At 34.5% G+C, this 13,679-nt stretch carries 17 protein-coding genes; 12 read left to right on the forward strand and 5 right to left on the reverse strand.

Translation table 11 applies throughout. The annotated features are described in order from the left end of the window. Positions 1 to 8: 8 nt before the first annotated feature. The 3 genes from DN392_RS17955 to DN392_RS17970 all read left to right on the forward strand — a co-directional run bounded on the left by DN392_RS17955 (position 9) and on the right by DN392_RS17970 (position 1,698). Entirely contained in the window at positions 9 to 467 is a 459-nt protein-coding gene (locus tag DN392_RS17955) for a spore coat protein (RefSeq protein ID WP_000340548.1), read from the forward strand. Positions 468 to 654: 187 nt separating this feature from the next. Beyond that, positions 655 to 834, forward strand: coding sequence for a hypothetical protein (locus tag DN392_RS17960; protein ID WP_001045960.1), 180 nt, complete (start codon positions 655 to 657; stop codon positions 832 to 834). Positions 835 to 1,077: 243 nt separating this feature from the next. Next, on the forward strand, positions 1,078 to 1,698 hold the full coding sequence (locus tag DN392_RS17970; protein ID WP_000861614.1) for an NAD(P)-dependent oxidoreductase: 621 nt from the start codon (positions 1,078 to 1,080) through the stop codon (positions 1,696 to 1,698). A gap of 24 nt (positions 1,699 to 1,722) precedes the next feature. Here the strand turns inward: DN392_RS17970 and DN392_RS17975 are convergent, their stop codons facing one another. The 3 genes from DN392_RS17975 to DN392_RS17985 all read right to left on the reverse strand — a co-directional run bounded on the left by DN392_RS17975 (position 1,723) and on the right by DN392_RS17985 (position 4,592). Next, positions 1,723 to 2,205, reverse strand: a complete 483-nt coding sequence (locus DN392_RS17975; RefSeq protein WP_000217333.1) for a DUF456 domain-containing protein — start codon at positions 2,203 to 2,205, stop codon at positions 1,723 to 1,725. 1 nt (position 2,206) lies between these two features. After that, positions 2,207 to 3,514 carry a hemolysin family protein gene (locus DN392_RS17980; protein ID WP_000353741.1) on the reverse strand — a complete coding sequence of 436 codons (1,308 nt, stop codon included), beginning with the start codon at positions 3,512 to 3,514 and terminating at the stop codon, positions 2,207 to 2,209. A 208-nt stretch (positions 3,515 to 3,722) separates the two neighbouring features. Then, positions 3,723 to 4,592: a hypothetical protein gene (locus tag DN392_RS17985; RefSeq protein WP_088321512.1), complete on the reverse strand. Its 870-nt coding sequence runs from the start codon at positions 4,590 to 4,592 to the stop codon at positions 3,723 to 3,725. 244 nt (positions 4,593 to 4,836) lie between these two features. Here DN392_RS17985 and cbpA point away from each other — a divergent pair, with 244 nt between their 5' ends. The 4 genes from cbpA (at position 4,837) to DN392_RS18005 (ending at position 8,206) form a co-directional block, all read left to right on the forward strand. Further along, positions 4,837 to 5,484, forward strand: coding sequence for a cyclic di-AMP binding protein CbpA (gene cbpA / locus DN392_RS17990; protein WP_001220516.1), 648 nt, complete (start codon positions 4,837 to 4,839; stop codon positions 5,482 to 5,484). Between the two features lie 443 nt (positions 5,485 to 5,927). Continuing rightward, on the forward strand, positions 5,928 to 7,265 hold the full coding sequence (gene brnQ4, locus DN392_RS17995; RefSeq protein WP_395940407.1) for a branched-chain amino acid transport system II carrier protein BrnQ4: 1,338 nt from the start codon (positions 5,928 to 5,930) through the stop codon (positions 7,263 to 7,265). Between the two features lie 66 nt (positions 7,266 to 7,331). After that, positions 7,332 to 7,661, forward strand: coding sequence for a chaperone CsaA (gene csaA / locus DN392_RS18000; RefSeq protein ID WP_046954946.1), 330 nt, complete (start codon positions 7,332 to 7,334; stop codon positions 7,659 to 7,661). 17 nt (positions 7,662 to 7,678) lie between these two features. Next, positions 7,679 to 8,206 (forward strand): DUF1572 domain-containing protein, encoded by a 528-nt coding sequence (locus tag DN392_RS18005; RefSeq protein ID WP_048566537.1) that lies wholly within the window; start codon positions 7,679 to 7,681, stop codon positions 8,204 to 8,206. Here DN392_RS18005 and DN392_RS18010 read toward each other — a convergent pair. Further along, on the reverse strand, positions 8,179 to 8,484 hold the full coding sequence (locus DN392_RS18010) for a hypothetical protein (RefSeq protein WP_002108476.1): 306 nt from the start codon (positions 8,482 to 8,484) through the stop codon (positions 8,179 to 8,181). The genes DN392_RS18005 and DN392_RS18010 overlap by 28 nt on opposite strands. Before the next feature lie 4 nt (positions 8,485 to 8,488). Continuing rightward, positions 8,489 to 8,785 (reverse strand): hypothetical protein, encoded by a 297-nt coding sequence (locus tag DN392_RS18015; protein WP_088321511.1) that lies wholly within the window; start codon positions 8,783 to 8,785, stop codon positions 8,489 to 8,491. 89 nt (positions 8,786 to 8,874) lie between these two features. Between DN392_RS18015 and spoIIP the strand changes: the two genes are divergently transcribed. From spoIIP to DN392_RS18040, 5 genes are all read left to right on the forward strand, one after another. Further along, the gene (gene spoIIP, locus DN392_RS18020) at positions 8,875 to 10,029 is read left to right on the forward strand and encodes a stage II sporulation protein SpoIIP (protein WP_088321510.1); all 1,155 of its coding nucleotides are present in this window, start codon (positions 8,875 to 8,877) and stop codon (positions 10,027 to 10,029) included. Positions 10,030 to 10,281: 252 nt separating this feature from the next. Further along, entirely contained in the window at positions 10,282 to 10,779 is a 498-nt protein-coding gene (locus tag DN392_RS18025; RefSeq protein ID WP_033658874.1) for a GNAT family N-acetyltransferase, read from the forward strand. Positions 10,780 to 10,790: 11 nt separating this feature from the next. Beyond that, positions 10,791 to 11,531: a M15 family metallopeptidase gene (locus DN392_RS18030; protein WP_000747667.1), complete on the forward strand. Its 741-nt coding sequence runs from the start codon at positions 10,791 to 10,793 to the stop codon at positions 11,529 to 11,531. A 23-nt stretch (positions 11,532 to 11,554) separates the two neighbouring features. Beyond that, entirely contained in the window at positions 11,555 to 12,001 is a 447-nt protein-coding gene (locus DN392_RS18035; protein ID WP_016088209.1) for an NUDIX hydrolase, read from the forward strand. A 185-nt stretch (positions 12,002 to 12,186) separates the two neighbouring features. After that, entirely contained in the window at positions 12,187 to 13,662 is a 1,476-nt protein-coding gene (locus tag DN392_RS18040) for an amidase family protein (protein ID WP_000453673.1), read from the forward strand. The last annotated feature ends 17 nt before the right edge of the window (positions 13,663 to 13,679 follow it).

Below are 13,679 nucleotides of genomic sequence, written 5' to 3' on the forward strand. Positions count from 1 at the left end.
GTATTTTCATGGATTGTATGAAAGAATTAATGAGGTATAGTTATATGCTTATTTATAAGGTTGGGGAGTATACAGGAGAGGTAAGAGACGAAGAATTAAAAGAGCTATTACAGCATCATTTACCATATATGTTGCAAGCGTATAATGAACAAGTGAATTTTCAAGAAGGAGAGAATGTACAGCATATAACTTGTGAACCAATTTCATCTCATTTTCATGAAATGGAAAAGGAAACTGATAGTAAATATACAGGGGATATCCATATTGCAACTTGTTATATTTCGCATTTAAAACGGTTAGCACTAAAGTTCGCTCAAGTGGCAGTTGAAGTTGCGAATCCAGAATTCCGCTCGTTTTTAGAAAATTGCTTCCTGAAAATGAATCGTTATGCCTATAGTGTATGGCAATATGTTGTGAAGAAAGAGTATAAGATTAAACATGTATATGAAAATGAGAAGTTTGCATAAGAAACTAAGGCGGAAAGATAGGCGCCTTAGTTTTTTACTTTTCATGGAGAAAAAAAGACTAGGTGTCCATATTTATTATTAGAAAATTTACAAATATTTACCGTTTATTTACTATTTTTCAATCTTTCCTTTAAAAATAGAGAGTAATATGGGATTGTACATATTCTATCTAAAGGAGGAAACGCAAATGAACAAATGGGTTAAATCATTAACTGCTATGGCACTTGCAAGTTCTTTATTAATGGTAGGTTGTAGTAAAGGTGAGGACAAGAAGAAAGAAGACGATACAACAACACAACAAGAGGACAAAAAGGATAAAGAAACAAGTGGAACTGAGAAGTCTACAGATTCTAAAGAAAAGAAATAAAGTGAAACTTTAATCAGTGGGGCATCCCCCACTGATTATTAGTTGAACCAATCGGGCTTTTACGGGCAGTTGATCCCCATCTAACTTCTTTGTTTTTACTGAATTTTGAGGTGGGGTCTTACTGCCCGTTAAAGCGGGGTAAAATAATAATAGAGCTTCCTCTTATATATGAGGAAGCTTTTTTGTTGAAAATTGATTAAAATTATTAAAAAATAGAGAAAGAATGAAAAAGGGGGAAAACAAATGAAAGTATGTATATTGGGAGCAACTGGGCGAGTAGGTTCAAATATAATAAAATTAGCATTAAAGGATGCAGCTGAAGTGACTGCACTAGCGCGTGATTTAAATAGAATAGAAATAAATCATGAAAGGTTACGAGTGATAGAAGGTAATGTATGGAATGAAAATGATATAAAGAAAGTGATAGAAGGAAGCGATATAGTAATTAGTGCACTTGGAACGGATCAAAATGGGACATTGGCGAAGAGTATGCCACATATTATAAAGAAAATGGAAGAAGTAGGGGTTCATAAAATCATTACAATAGGAACAGCAGGTATTTTACAAGCAAGAACAAATCTAAATTTATATCGTTTTCAATCAGCTGAATCAAAAAGGAAAATGACAACAGCAGCAGAAGATCATTTAGCTGCATATAAGATACTTAGTAGTAGTAATTTATGTTGGACGGTCGTTTGCCCGACGCATTTAATAGACGGTGATGTGACAGGAGTGTATCGAACTGAAAAAGATGTATTACCAGAAGGGGGAGCGAAAATAACAGTTGGTGATACAGCGCAATTTACGTGGAATCTGTGTAGTGAAAACAAATATGAGAATAGTCGAGTAGGTATTTCATATTAAAAAACCATCCCGAAATTGGGATGGTTAAAAGATGATATAACATACAAATATGAGAATCATAATGATTTGGAGAATAGCTTTCGCTACTGTACTGCTTAAAAAACCAACTACAGTAGCAACTCCTACTAGAAAGGCGTCTTTTGGCGCTTTTTTATGCATTAGTTCTGTAATAAATACCGATAAGAACGGTATGATAATTAAACCGAATGGTGGGAAGAAGAAAGATCCGACAATGATAGAAATCATACCGACACGCTCTCCCCATTTAGAACTCCCATATTTCTTTAAGAAATATCCATTTGCAATAAAATCAGCAATGAAAATAAATAGTGTGAAAATGACTTGAATAATCCAAAAGGAAGTTGTTAGTTCTCCGCCATTTATACCAAAATGGTAAATTAAATATCCAGCCCAGACAGCAAGGATGCCTGGAATGATAGGATAAATAAAGGCGAGAAATGAAACAATGAAACAGGCAATGATACAGATTGTTAATAATACTGTCACTTTATAACTCCTTCTTCGTGTCTAATTTATGTACCGCAATTTTTTTCACTTGATGTCCATCAAGTTCTAGTGCTTTAAATTGAAAACCGGCAAATTCAATGGAATAACCAGCTTCAATATTTAAATCAACTGCTTGAGAGAGGAGCCAGCCTCCAATTGTATCTAAATCGCTATCATCAATATGCAGGCCAAACATATCATTTACTTCAGAAATGAGCACCTTCCCATCTAAAACAGTAAGCTTCGGCGTACGTTTTTCAATCATAGGTGATTCATCTGCATCAAACTCATCTTGAATTTCTCCAATGATTTCTTCAAGAATATCTTCCATTGTTAAAAGTCCAGCAGTACCACCATATTCATCCATAACGATTGCCATCTGAACGCGATTCTTTTGTAGATGTACTAATGTTTTGCGAATTGGAACAGTTTCAAATACAGTTAGTACTGGATGTATGTAAGATTCAAGTGGTTTATGAATGTTTTTCGTTTGATCGTGAAATATTTCTTTCGTATTGATCATACCGATAATATCATCTTTATCTTTTTCGATGATCGGATAGCGTGTATACTTTTCAGTTGCGACGATATCCATATTCTCTTCTAACGTATTTTCAGTAGATAAGCAAATCATTTCTGTACGAGGGACCATAATTTCTTTCGCGACCCGGTCGTCAAATTCAAAAATATTATTTACATATTTATATTCGGTTTGGTTTATTTCGCCGCTTTTGAAACTTTCACCTAAAATGAGTCGTAGTTCCTCTTCAGAATGGGCAAGTTCATTTTCTTTCGCAGGCTCTAAACCGAGTAGTTTTGTGAAAAAGATTGCCGTACTATTAAGTAGCCAAATGAATGGATACATAATTTTATCAAATAAAATAAGTGGTCGTGCAAACTTAAGTGTGATTGCTTCTGCTTTTTGAATGGCGAAAGACTTTGGAACTAATTCACCTAATACAACATGGAAAAATGTAATAACACTAAAAGCAATAATAAAGGATAAAGTATTCGCCATTGTTCCAGTAATATTAATCTTTTCAAAGAGCGGTCGTAGTAAATGTTCCACAGTCGGTTCACCGAGCCAACCAAGCCCTAAAGAAGTAATCGTAATCCCGAGCTGACAAGCTGATAAATAAACATCTAAATTAGATAGGACACTTCTTGCAGCTAAAGCTTGTTTATTGCCTTCATTTGCAAGTTGGTCAATGCGACTTTTTCGTACTTTTACAACAGCGAATTCTGATGCAACGAAAAAGCCGGAAATAAGGATGAGTACAAAGATGAGAAAAATATTTAATATGTCCAAGTGTGTTCTCTATTCCGTAGTTTGGAATAAAGATGTCACCTCCTGCGATTATGTTATACTTTTATAATAAATCCAAACGAAAAGAATAGTCAAAGAAAAAGGGTAAATATTGGTATGTTTCTGCAATTGTTTTTGAATTTGCTGTTATTTTGTCCGCTATACAAAAGGAATAACCCCCTACTTTCAGATTATAGAGGGTTATTTCAAATTAAGGTTTTGGAATACTTCTCGTTAAAGCGTATGATTGTTGTTTAACGTGATTTGTCGTCCATAGTGTTTGAAGGAAAGAGAGTATGCAATACGGGATATACAAAAGTAATAAGCTAATTGTAACAATAACAGGTGCATTTCCGCCGAATTGAACGATAAATTGCAATAGTCCGCTTGCATGGAAAACGCATTCCATAATAACGAATGAAAGAATAATGGAACCTAGAATAGATTTATGATTCGAAGTAAGCGCTAAAAACAATGTATCTACAAGAAAAGAAGATTGTTTTATTTCATACTCATTGGTGTTACTTAAGAAAGGAACCCACTTTTTTATTGCTTGCATAACGATAATCATGGAAGTACTACAAACGATGATAAAAGATGAGTAGTAAGGAAGCTTTATCAATTTTGCGATGTATAGGAGTAGTAATAAGACTGAACATTGTAATAATACAGTACAAAAAGAGTAAGGTATCCATTTTAATAAAGAAGTGAACTTCTTAACCGATTGAGGTGCTTTAAAAAATAAATGGCCGATCCCTAAGCTGATAAAGAATCCAATCGCAAGAGTAAAGGTAAAACGAACAATCGATAAAAAATATATTTCCCATATGTAAGGGAATAACGGTGTTGAATGATTAGAAGTATGAACCATTGAATTTGCTGAGAAAAAGATAGATTCGTGCATCCAATCGATCTTTGGAATTGTCATAGAAGAAAGGTGTACGAAGTTATGAAAAATGCTTATAAAGCCAGTTATGTATGAGTATTTATGTGTAATGAATAATGCAGGAATAGGACTAATGATAAATATAATGAGAACACCAACAATAAATTTACATATATGTGAGCGCAATAAAGACATGTAATCACCTACTCTTAGAATATTCAGAAAATTCTTATTCTTATTTTAGCTTTTTTCGGAGTAAGTTACAATATATTTTTCTTAAAGAAATTTAGTATTGTAGGGGATATAAGTGAATGAAACGTGAATAAATTATGACAAGAAAATGAATAATTTTCAGAAAAGTAAAATAAATTATTTATTTTTTTCTGAAAATATAATATAGTTATGGCACAGAAAGTATTTTAACATAAGGAGGCTGTTTATGAGGATTAAAGGGAATTATGTGCCGAAAAGGGAAGTTTTATTTTGCTCAAGTTCAATTACGGTAGGGGAAGCACTGGAGCATTTAAATAAAACTGGGTATCGTTGTGTACCAGTTTTAGATGAAAAAAAAGAGAAATATTTAGGGAATGTATACAAAGTAGATATTTTAGAATATAAAGGTTCGCTGGAAGAGAGTGTAGTACAATTATTAAACGATAAAGAAGGTTATGTTAGAGAAGATTCTTCGTTCTTTAAAGTATTTTTTACAATAAAAAAATTACCTTATTTATCAGTAGTTGATGAAAATGGAGTCTTTCTTGGAATTTTAACGCATAAAAAGGTTTTCGAGTTATTAGAAGATGCTTGGGGCGTTCATTCTAGTAAATATTCTGTCATGATTGGGACACAAGATTATAATGGGGCCATTCAAAAATTATCGACAGTATTAAAGAAATATACAGGTATCCAAAGTTTAATGACTTTTGATAATGATGCATTATTAGTTCGGAGAATTATGTTTACATTAGGAGAAGAGTTTAACGACGGTGAATTAGAGACGTTACTGAAAGATTTAGAAGATCACGGATTTAGAGTTGTGTATGTGGAAGAGATGAAAAATCCACGCGAAGTTGAAACGATAGAGTAACATGCAAAAGCCATCTAATTATGTTGGATGGTTTTTGTTATGTTACGTGAATAAAGTTATTTAAAAATAATGATAGGATAAAAGTCGAGATTGTAACAATATTTGTGTAAAAGAATAAAAAATGTAGATAATTTTGATTTTCAAAAAAATCAATTTGAAAATATGTTTTTATTTTTTAACTAAATATGTTACTATATGTGTGATAAAAACAAAGAGGTCTGACAACTATACTCCACGCAATACCACTCTAATGAGTTAAATATTCAAAAAAATCAAAAATTAAAAATTAATAATTAGAGTAAAAATAAGGGGAATGGAGAAATTATGGAGAAAGACACTGCTTTGTAAGGGGCATATTTTATCAGCTTGAGCAGAGAGGAGGATGCATAGCATATTGTGAAAATAGAGATAAACAATGAAAAAGTGCTATGCAAATGAAAAGTATGAAGGGACGTTTAAGGCCAGGTGATACGGTAGCAATCGGTTTAATGTTATTTGCACTATTTTTAGGAGCAGGAAATTTAATTTTCCCACCAGTTTTAGGGCAACAAGCTGGAGAGAATGTTTGGATTGCTACAATTGGATTCCTTGTGACGGGAGTCGGATTACCCCTATTAGCTGTAACAGCTGTCGCGTTTGTAGAGGGGGACTTGAAAGCGCTATCTTCTAGAGTTCACCCAATATTCGCGTTTATTTTCCCATTGATTAGTTATTTAGCAATTGGACCATTTTTCGCGATTCCGCGTACTGGAGCCGTTTCATTTGAAATGGGTATGAAGCCATTTTTATCAGAGGCATTGGTTTCCGAATGGTACATGCTATTTCTTTTCACGATAGTTTTCTTCGGAATAACTTGGTATTTATCATTAAATCCATCTAAATTAGTGGATTGGTTCGGAAAATTTCTTACACCATTGTTAGTATTGATTGTTGCTGTTATTGTTGGAAAGGCAATTATTGATCCAATTGGAGAACCAGCTGCGCCGCTAGCAGCATACAAAGAAAATGCTTTCTTTGGTGGATTTATACAAGGATATTTAACGATGGATGCAATTAGTGCGCTTGTATTTGGAATTGTCGTTGTACAAGTTATCCGTTCTAAAGGAATAAAAGAAAGTAGTCAAGTTGCAAAAATAACAGTAGTTTCAGGTATTATTGCAGTACTTGGTTTAACGTTAATTTATTTATCACTTGCTTATCTTGGTTCAACAAGTACATCACTTGGTGTATCAGAGAATGGTGGACTTATTTTAACGAATGTTGTAAATGAGTTATATGGAACAAGTGGTAAAATTTTATTAGGGCTCGTTATTATACTTGCTTGTTTAACAACTTCTGTTGGATTAACATCAGCTTGTGCTGGCTTCTTTACAAACTTATTCCCTAAACTTTCGCATAAAGCGATTGTAACGATGGTATGTGTGTTTAGTTTAATTGTATCTAACCTAGGTTTAACACAATTAATCACAGTTACTTTACCAGTGTTAATGATCATTTATCCAGTTGCAATCGTATTAATCGTACTTTCTTACTTCCATAAATGGATTGGGAAGCGTAATACCATTTATATTGGAGCTATTTTAGGCGCATTGTTAATTAGTTTCTTTAACGGTTTAGAAAGTGCGAACATTAAAATTGACGCGATTTCTAATGTACTACAAATGTTACCATTATATAATGAAGGAATAGGATGGTTAATTCCATCATGTATTGGCGGGATCCTCGGTTTCTTCTTCTATAAATCAAATGAATCAAGTGAACTACAAAAGAAAGGTGCTTAGGCGCCTTTCTTTTTTTAAAGGGGATTTTATTGTTTTGTCTAAGTAATAAATGGGAGGAATGATAAAATGGCTAATTTTGAAGATTTTTTAGCTTTGGATTTACGAATTGGAACTGTAACACATGCAGAGGAATTTAAAGAAGCAAGAGTTCCAGCGATTAAACTAGAAATTGATTTTGGAGAGCTTGGAATTAAGCAGTCAAGTGCTCAAATTACGAAGAGATATACCCCAGAAGATTTAATCGGTCAGCAAATCGTTGCTGTTGTAAATTTTCCGCCAAAACGTGTAGCTGGATTTAAATCAGAAGTGCTTGTTTTAGGGGGAGTACCTGAAGCCGGTGATGTCGTATTACTTCAGCCCAATATGGAATTACCAAATGGAACGAAAATTAGTTAGTGTAAAGGCGGGGGAACATGGATATTGGACGAGAATATTTACAATGTGCCATTTCGAATTTTGAAGCAACAAAGAAACAAGGGGAACGGGTGCTTTCTCAATTATCATATGAACAGATTGAATGGTCTTCTCATGAAGCAACAAATAGTATAGCGGTTATTATAAAGCATCTGCAAGGTAATATGCGTTCTAGATGGACGGATTTTTTAACATCTGATGGTGAAAAAATAGATCGTAACCGAGACGCTGAATTTGAAGATGGTTATCATTCTAAGGAAGAGGTTCTCGCAGCATGGAATGAAGGATGGGAATATGTTTTGAAAACGATGCATGTGCTAACGCCAGAAGATTTATTACAGACGGTATATATTCGCGGTGAAGCACATACTGTCATGCAAGCAATTGAAAGACAAATTTCTCATTATGCTTTGCATATTGGACAGATTATTTACATTGGGAAGATGTTAAAAGAAAATGAGTGGGAATGTTTAAGTATTCCTAGAGGACATTCTGCACGTTATGTAGAGAAAAAACGTTCAACATAATAATAGGAAAGAAACCGATATAAGATGGGGAATAAAAAAATAAACCAAATGATAGATGGTTCTGTAATCATAAGAATGCCGCCAAAAATAAGTCCATATATAATAAGAAAGAAATTAAAAAGTGTATTCACAGGGATAAATCGTGAGATGAACACTTGCTGCCTTTTAAAACAATCACTGTGAAATAAATAAAAGCGGAAGTACCATGTGGCAGTAATAAGATCTTTCTTTCGTGCAATTCTTTTTTTACATATATGACAGATAAACGGTGGTTGCATTTCATTACACTCCATTTTTCATTTTTGTAATAATGTAAGACATGATTAGGTACAAAGTGTATATTCCTATATACGCTCCTGATATAAGAAAAAATGGATTTAGTAAAATTCCATGAATGCTTGTCATGAAAACTAAATCTTGTATTAAAACATCATATATATGAATAGAAATAATTGTACCGAGTACATAAAGTGCTAAGTACGCTGAAATATGTAATGCAACACGGATTGTAGGATACTTAGCAAGCCAATAAAAAATAAATGATAGTACAATGGGTAATGTTCCTATTAGTAGCTTCAATTCATTTCACCTCATTAACAATATAGCCGAAATTTAGACGGTCTATTCTCTAGAGCTTGTACATAACTTGAAATAGAGAGGGTGATAGTATGAATCGAGGCTTTTTTTATGTGAAGTTCACAAGTGTACGTAAGTTAGTTTTATTTATTATTGCTACAGTACTTGCGACTTTTTTTCTTATTAGTATGATGGTAACTTCTATGAAAGAGACAAAGTCCATGTATTTATATAATTGGTTAAATGAGTTATCAATGAATGGTTACATGTATGTTCTTGGGAAAGAGAATCATTATTTTACACAAGAGTATCGAAATTTAAATCAGGATTTTTCGATTTCTTCGTTTCTCTTTTCGATGGCTACGAATATTCGTTTTAATGATGTACGCAGTTTTGTCGGCAAAGAGCTACCTGGTTTTGGTAAGTACGATACAGAAATTGTTATTGCGGGTGAAGGGACCAATTATTCTAACTTACCGATTGAGTCGAGCGTTCCGCTTGAAGAAGTAGTAAAAGAACGGACTGGAGAAGGTGGACAGGCTCCAAAGCCGGATACGAACAAAGAGAAAAAGCAACCAGATCAAACGACAGGAAAACGACAAGTTGCGTTTATTTATCATTCGCATAGCTGGGAATCTTATTTGCCGTTACTCAATTTAACAAACGATCCAAATCCGAATAAAGCGACAAGTTCCGTCACGAATATTTCAATAGTCGGCGACCGATTTCGTGAACAATTAGCAAGTGAAGGGATCGGAGCTACTAACGACAAGACTGATGTCGGTCAAAAGTTGATTAGTAAAGGGTTAAATAGTAATAGTTCTTATAAAATGTCACGGGAAATTGTACAAGAAGCAATGGCCGGCAATAAAGAACTACAATACTTTTTTGATTTACATCGTGATAGTGCTCGGAAAAATGTCACGACAAAAGCAATTGGTGATAAAGCATATGCGAAGCTTGCGTTTGTAGTAGGGAAAGGCAATAAAAATTATGAAAAGAACTTACAATTAGCAACGGCTTTACATGAGACGATTAGTAAGAAGTACCCAGGAGTGAGTCGTGGTGTCATTCAAAAAGGATTCCAAACAGGAAATGGTGTCTACAATCAAGACTTATCAGGACAAGCGATATTAATTGAAGTTGGTGGCGTAGATAATACAGAGGAAGAACTAAATCGATCGATTGATGCACTTGCTAAAGCGTTTGGTGAATATTTCTGGCAGGCGGAAAAGGTGAATGGATAAAGTGAAACTTAAATGAGTGGGGAGTCTGCTGATGAGTATGAGTTCACATTCATTTTGAAAAAGCGTGAGTGTAATGCTTGCGTTTTTTTTGTAATGATGAGACTTCACAGAATAGACATATTTTGTCGTTGTTATAGTAATATCGAAATTTGTCAAATTATACTGCGAGATTTACAAAGGGATTTTCGAGAAAGTAGAGAAAATCTTTTTATAAGGAAAGCTTTTTATTATGAAATTGGTAGGGTGATTGAAGTGATTAGGGAGATCAAAATAGAAGATGCAGCACCATTTTTACAATTAAGTAAGCAACTAGACGAAGAAACGAAATTTATGTTATACGAACCAGGAGAAAGAAAATTTACAGCCGAGCAACAAGAACAAATGATTCATCGCTTTATAGAAAATGAATATGCAACAATATTTGTAGCAGTTGAAGAAGAGAGAATAGTAGGGTTTATTTTAGTGAATGGAAATCATATTCAAAGAAAGAGACATGTAGCAGGTATTGTAATTGGTATTTTGCAAGAGTATAGCGGGCGAGGTATTGGGACGAGATTGTTTAAAGAGGTTGAGAAGTGGGCAAGATTACATGATGTATGGCGTTTAGAATTAACGGTAATGGCCCACAATACAAGAGCTCAGGCACTATATAAAAAAGCTGGATTTGAGAAAGAAGGTGTCAAAAGAGCTGCTCTTATTATCGATGGAGAGAACATCGATGAGTATGAAATGGCCAAATTATTAAAATAAGAGGTCGTTATATGAAAAAAAGATGGATACTACTTGGTATCGTAGCGATGATACTCATTGTTGGAGTAGCAGGAATCAATTATAAAATGTATAAGGATAAGCAGGCGCGCGAGGTAAATGTAAATAACATATTTCCGAAAGCGAAAGAAACGATTGCGAATATGGATGGTGATATTGCGGTCATTAGTAATCCGAATTCGATGCTTGTGCTTGTGAATAAAAGTAGGCGTTTGCCAGATGGGTATAGACCGCCAGATTTAGTTATTCCGAAAGTACGTTACTCAAGTGAAGGTGATCAAGAAAAGAAAAAAATGAGGAAAGAGGCAGCAGGGGCACTTGAGGAAATGTTTCAGCAAGCTGATAAGGAGCGTATTTTCCTTTTTGCAGTCTCTGGATTTAGATCTTTTGATCGACAAAAAGCATTAAATACGATGTATAAAAAACAAGATGGAGAAGCAAAAACAGCAATGTCGAGTGCAGTTCCTGGAACGAGTGAACATCAAACTGGACTAGCTATGGATATTACATCGCAATCTGCTAAGTTTCAGTTAGAGACAATTTTTGGTGAAACGAAAGAAGGGCAGTGGCTTTCTGAAAATGCCCATAAATTTGGTTTTGTCATTCGATATACAAAAGAGAAAGAATCGCTTACGGGCTATCGATTTGAACCATGGCACGTGAGGTATGTGGGAAATCCACAAGCTACATATTTATATGAAAATCAACTGACACTTGAAGAAGTAACAGAGTGATCAATTGAGGGGAGAGAAGGATTATGACGGTGTTATATAAGAAAAAGGTACACGTGTATGTAACAAGAGAAAAAGAGGGAGTTATGCAACTGCTTGTTTTTAAACATCGTGATATACCTGAAGCTGGTATACAAGTACCAGGGGGAACAGTTGACGAAGGGGAAACGTTAGAAACAGCAGTGTTACGTGAAGTACAAGAAGAGTCTGGATTACGTCATTTATGCATAGAACGATTCCTAGCCGACTACATCATACATGTAAAGGAGAAAAAGGAATATCAAAAACGTCATTTTTTCCACGTAACGTTACCAACAGATGTAAAGGATAATTGGGAACATACTGTAAGTGCCGGTGAGGAAGATGAAGGTTTAGTATTTTGCTACGAATGGATTGATATTGCAAAATGCCCTGAATTAGCGGGGAAACAAGGTGAGTTTTTACATTTGTTAGATGAAGTATATGTAAAGTAATAAAAGGGTCTGAAGCGAAAGTTCATTCGTTTCAGACTTTTTTTATTTTTCAGGAAATAAAAGGTTTTTATATTGGTAAGTTGAATTCTTTTAAAGGATTGTAGTTGTATATGCGAGGAGCGGAGAAAATGAAAAACTAATAGGTACATGTAATCAATAAAAGGCTTTATAGAAGGAGAATGATGATGGAGGTTCAGTTCAATACACTGTTACAAAAAGAATTAACAATTCATGATATACAAAAAGCAATGGCAGCTGGGCAATTAACTTCAAAAGAATTAGTTATGTATTACCTTCATAGAATCGCAAAGTATGATCAAGACGGACCAAAAATCAATTCTATTTTAGAAATCAACCCGGACGCTATCTTTATTGCAGAAGCGCTAGATCATGAAAGAAAAACAAAAGGTGTAAGAGGTCCACTACACGGTATACCTGTTTTACTTAAAGACAATATTGAAACGAACGACTCTATGCATACAAGTGCAGGTACGATTGCTCTAGAACAAAATATAAGTATTGAAGATGCATTTCTCGTAACAAAGCTGCGAGAAGCAGGAGTAGTGATAATAGGAAAAACAAATATGACAGAATTAGCAAATGGAATGTCTTTTGACATGTGGGCTGGATATAGTGCAAGAGGTGGGCAAACAATAAACCCTTATGGTACAGGTGAGGATGATATGTTTGTTGGAGGCTCAAGTACAGGATCTGCGATAGCAGTTGCCGCTAATTTTACAGTAGTATCTGTTGGAACAGAAACAGATGGTTCTATATTGAGTCCAGCTGTTCAAAACTCTGTAGTAGGTATTAAACCGACTGTTGGTCTAATTAGTCGTAGGGGAATTATTCCGCTTACTTATTCACAGGATACAGCGGGACCATTTGCTAGAACGGTTACAGATGCTGCTGTTTTGCTAGGGAGTTTAACTGGGGTAGACGAGAAGGATGTAGCTACTCATAAAAGTGAAGGTATAGCAGAACATGATTATACAAAGTATCTTGATGTTACTGGCTTACATGGAGCGAAGATTGGTGTATTTAGCAATGCACCAAAAGATTATTATGAAACTGGTGAGTATGATGAAAAGTTGTTTAAGGAGACGATTGAAGTGTTGCGTAGTGGGGGTGCGACAGTAGTAGAGGATATTAATATTCCGTCTTTTCATAGAGAATGGAGCTGGGGTGTATCGCTCTATGAATTAAAGCATAGTTTAGATAACTATCTTTCAAAATTACCTTCTACTATTCCAGTGCATTCTATTTCAGAGTTAATGGAGTTTAATGAAAATATAGCAGAAAGAGCTTTGAAATATGGACAAACTAAGTTGGAGAGAAGAAAAGATGTTCCTAATACGTTAAGAAATCCAGAATATTTAAATGCAAGATTAGAAGATATATATTTTTCTCAAGAACAAGGCATTGATTTTGCACTGGATAAATATAATCTTGATGCGATTCTGTTCCCTTCTTATATAGGCTCCACTATATGTGCGAAAGCAGGTTATCCGTCTATAGCAATACCTGCGGGATATATGGATAACGGGAGACCGTTTGGAATTACTCTTGCAAGCACTGCTTTTTCTGAGGGGACCTTGATTAAACTAGCATACGCTTTTGAACAAGCGACAAAGCATCGGAAAATCCCTAACTTATCATGAATAAAATAAATAGGATA

It is taken from the genome of Bacillus sp. BB51/4, assembly GCF_008368845.1.
Taxonomy (GTDB): Bacteria; Bacillota; Bacilli; order Bacillales; family Bacillaceae_G; genus Bacillus_A; species Bacillus_A wiedmannii.

Coding starts and splice junctions, on each gene's coding strand:
- DN392_RS17955 (WP_000340548.1), top strand. CDS start 9: ATGGATTGTATGAAAGAATTAATGAGGTATAGTTATATGCTTATTTAT.
- DN392_RS17960 (WP_001045960.1), top strand. CDS start 655: ATGAACAAATGGGTTAAATCATTAACTGCTATGGCACTTGCAAGTTCT.
- DN392_RS17970 (WP_000861614.1), top strand. CDS start 1,078: ATGAAAGTATGTATATTGGGAGCAACTGGGCGAGTAGGTTCAAATATA.
- DN392_RS17985 (WP_088321512.1), bottom strand. CDS start 4,592: ATGTCTTTATTGCGCTCACATATATGTAAATTTATTGTTGGTGTTCTC.
- cbpA (WP_001220516.1), top strand. CDS start 4,837: ATGAGGATTAAAGGGAATTATGTGCCGAAAAGGGAAGTTTTATTTTGC.
- brnQ4 (WP_395940407.1), top strand. CDS start 5,928: ATGAAGGGACGTTTAAGGCCAGGTGATACGGTAGCAATCGGTTTAATG.
- csaA (WP_046954946.1), top strand. CDS start 7,332: ATGGCTAATTTTGAAGATTTTTTAGCTTTGGATTTACGAATTGGAACT.
- DN392_RS18005 (WP_048566537.1), top strand. CDS start 7,679: ATGGATATTGGACGAGAATATTTACAATGTGCCATTTCGAATTTTGAA.
- DN392_RS18010 (WP_002108476.1), bottom strand. CDS start 8,484: ATGCAACCACCGTTTATCTGTCATATATGTAAAAAAAGAATTGCACGA.
- spoIIP (WP_088321510.1), top strand. CDS start 8,875: ATGAATCGAGGCTTTTTTTATGTGAAGTTCACAAGTGTACGTAAGTTA.
- DN392_RS18030 (WP_000747667.1), top strand. CDS start 10,791: ATGAAAAAAAGATGGATACTACTTGGTATCGTAGCGATGATACTCATT.
- DN392_RS18035 (WP_016088209.1), top strand. CDS start 11,555: ATGACGGTGTTATATAAGAAAAAGGTACACGTGTATGTAACAAGAGAA.
- DN392_RS18040 (WP_000453673.1), top strand. CDS start 12,187: ATGGAGGTTCAGTTCAATACACTGTTACAAAAAGAATTAACAATTCAT.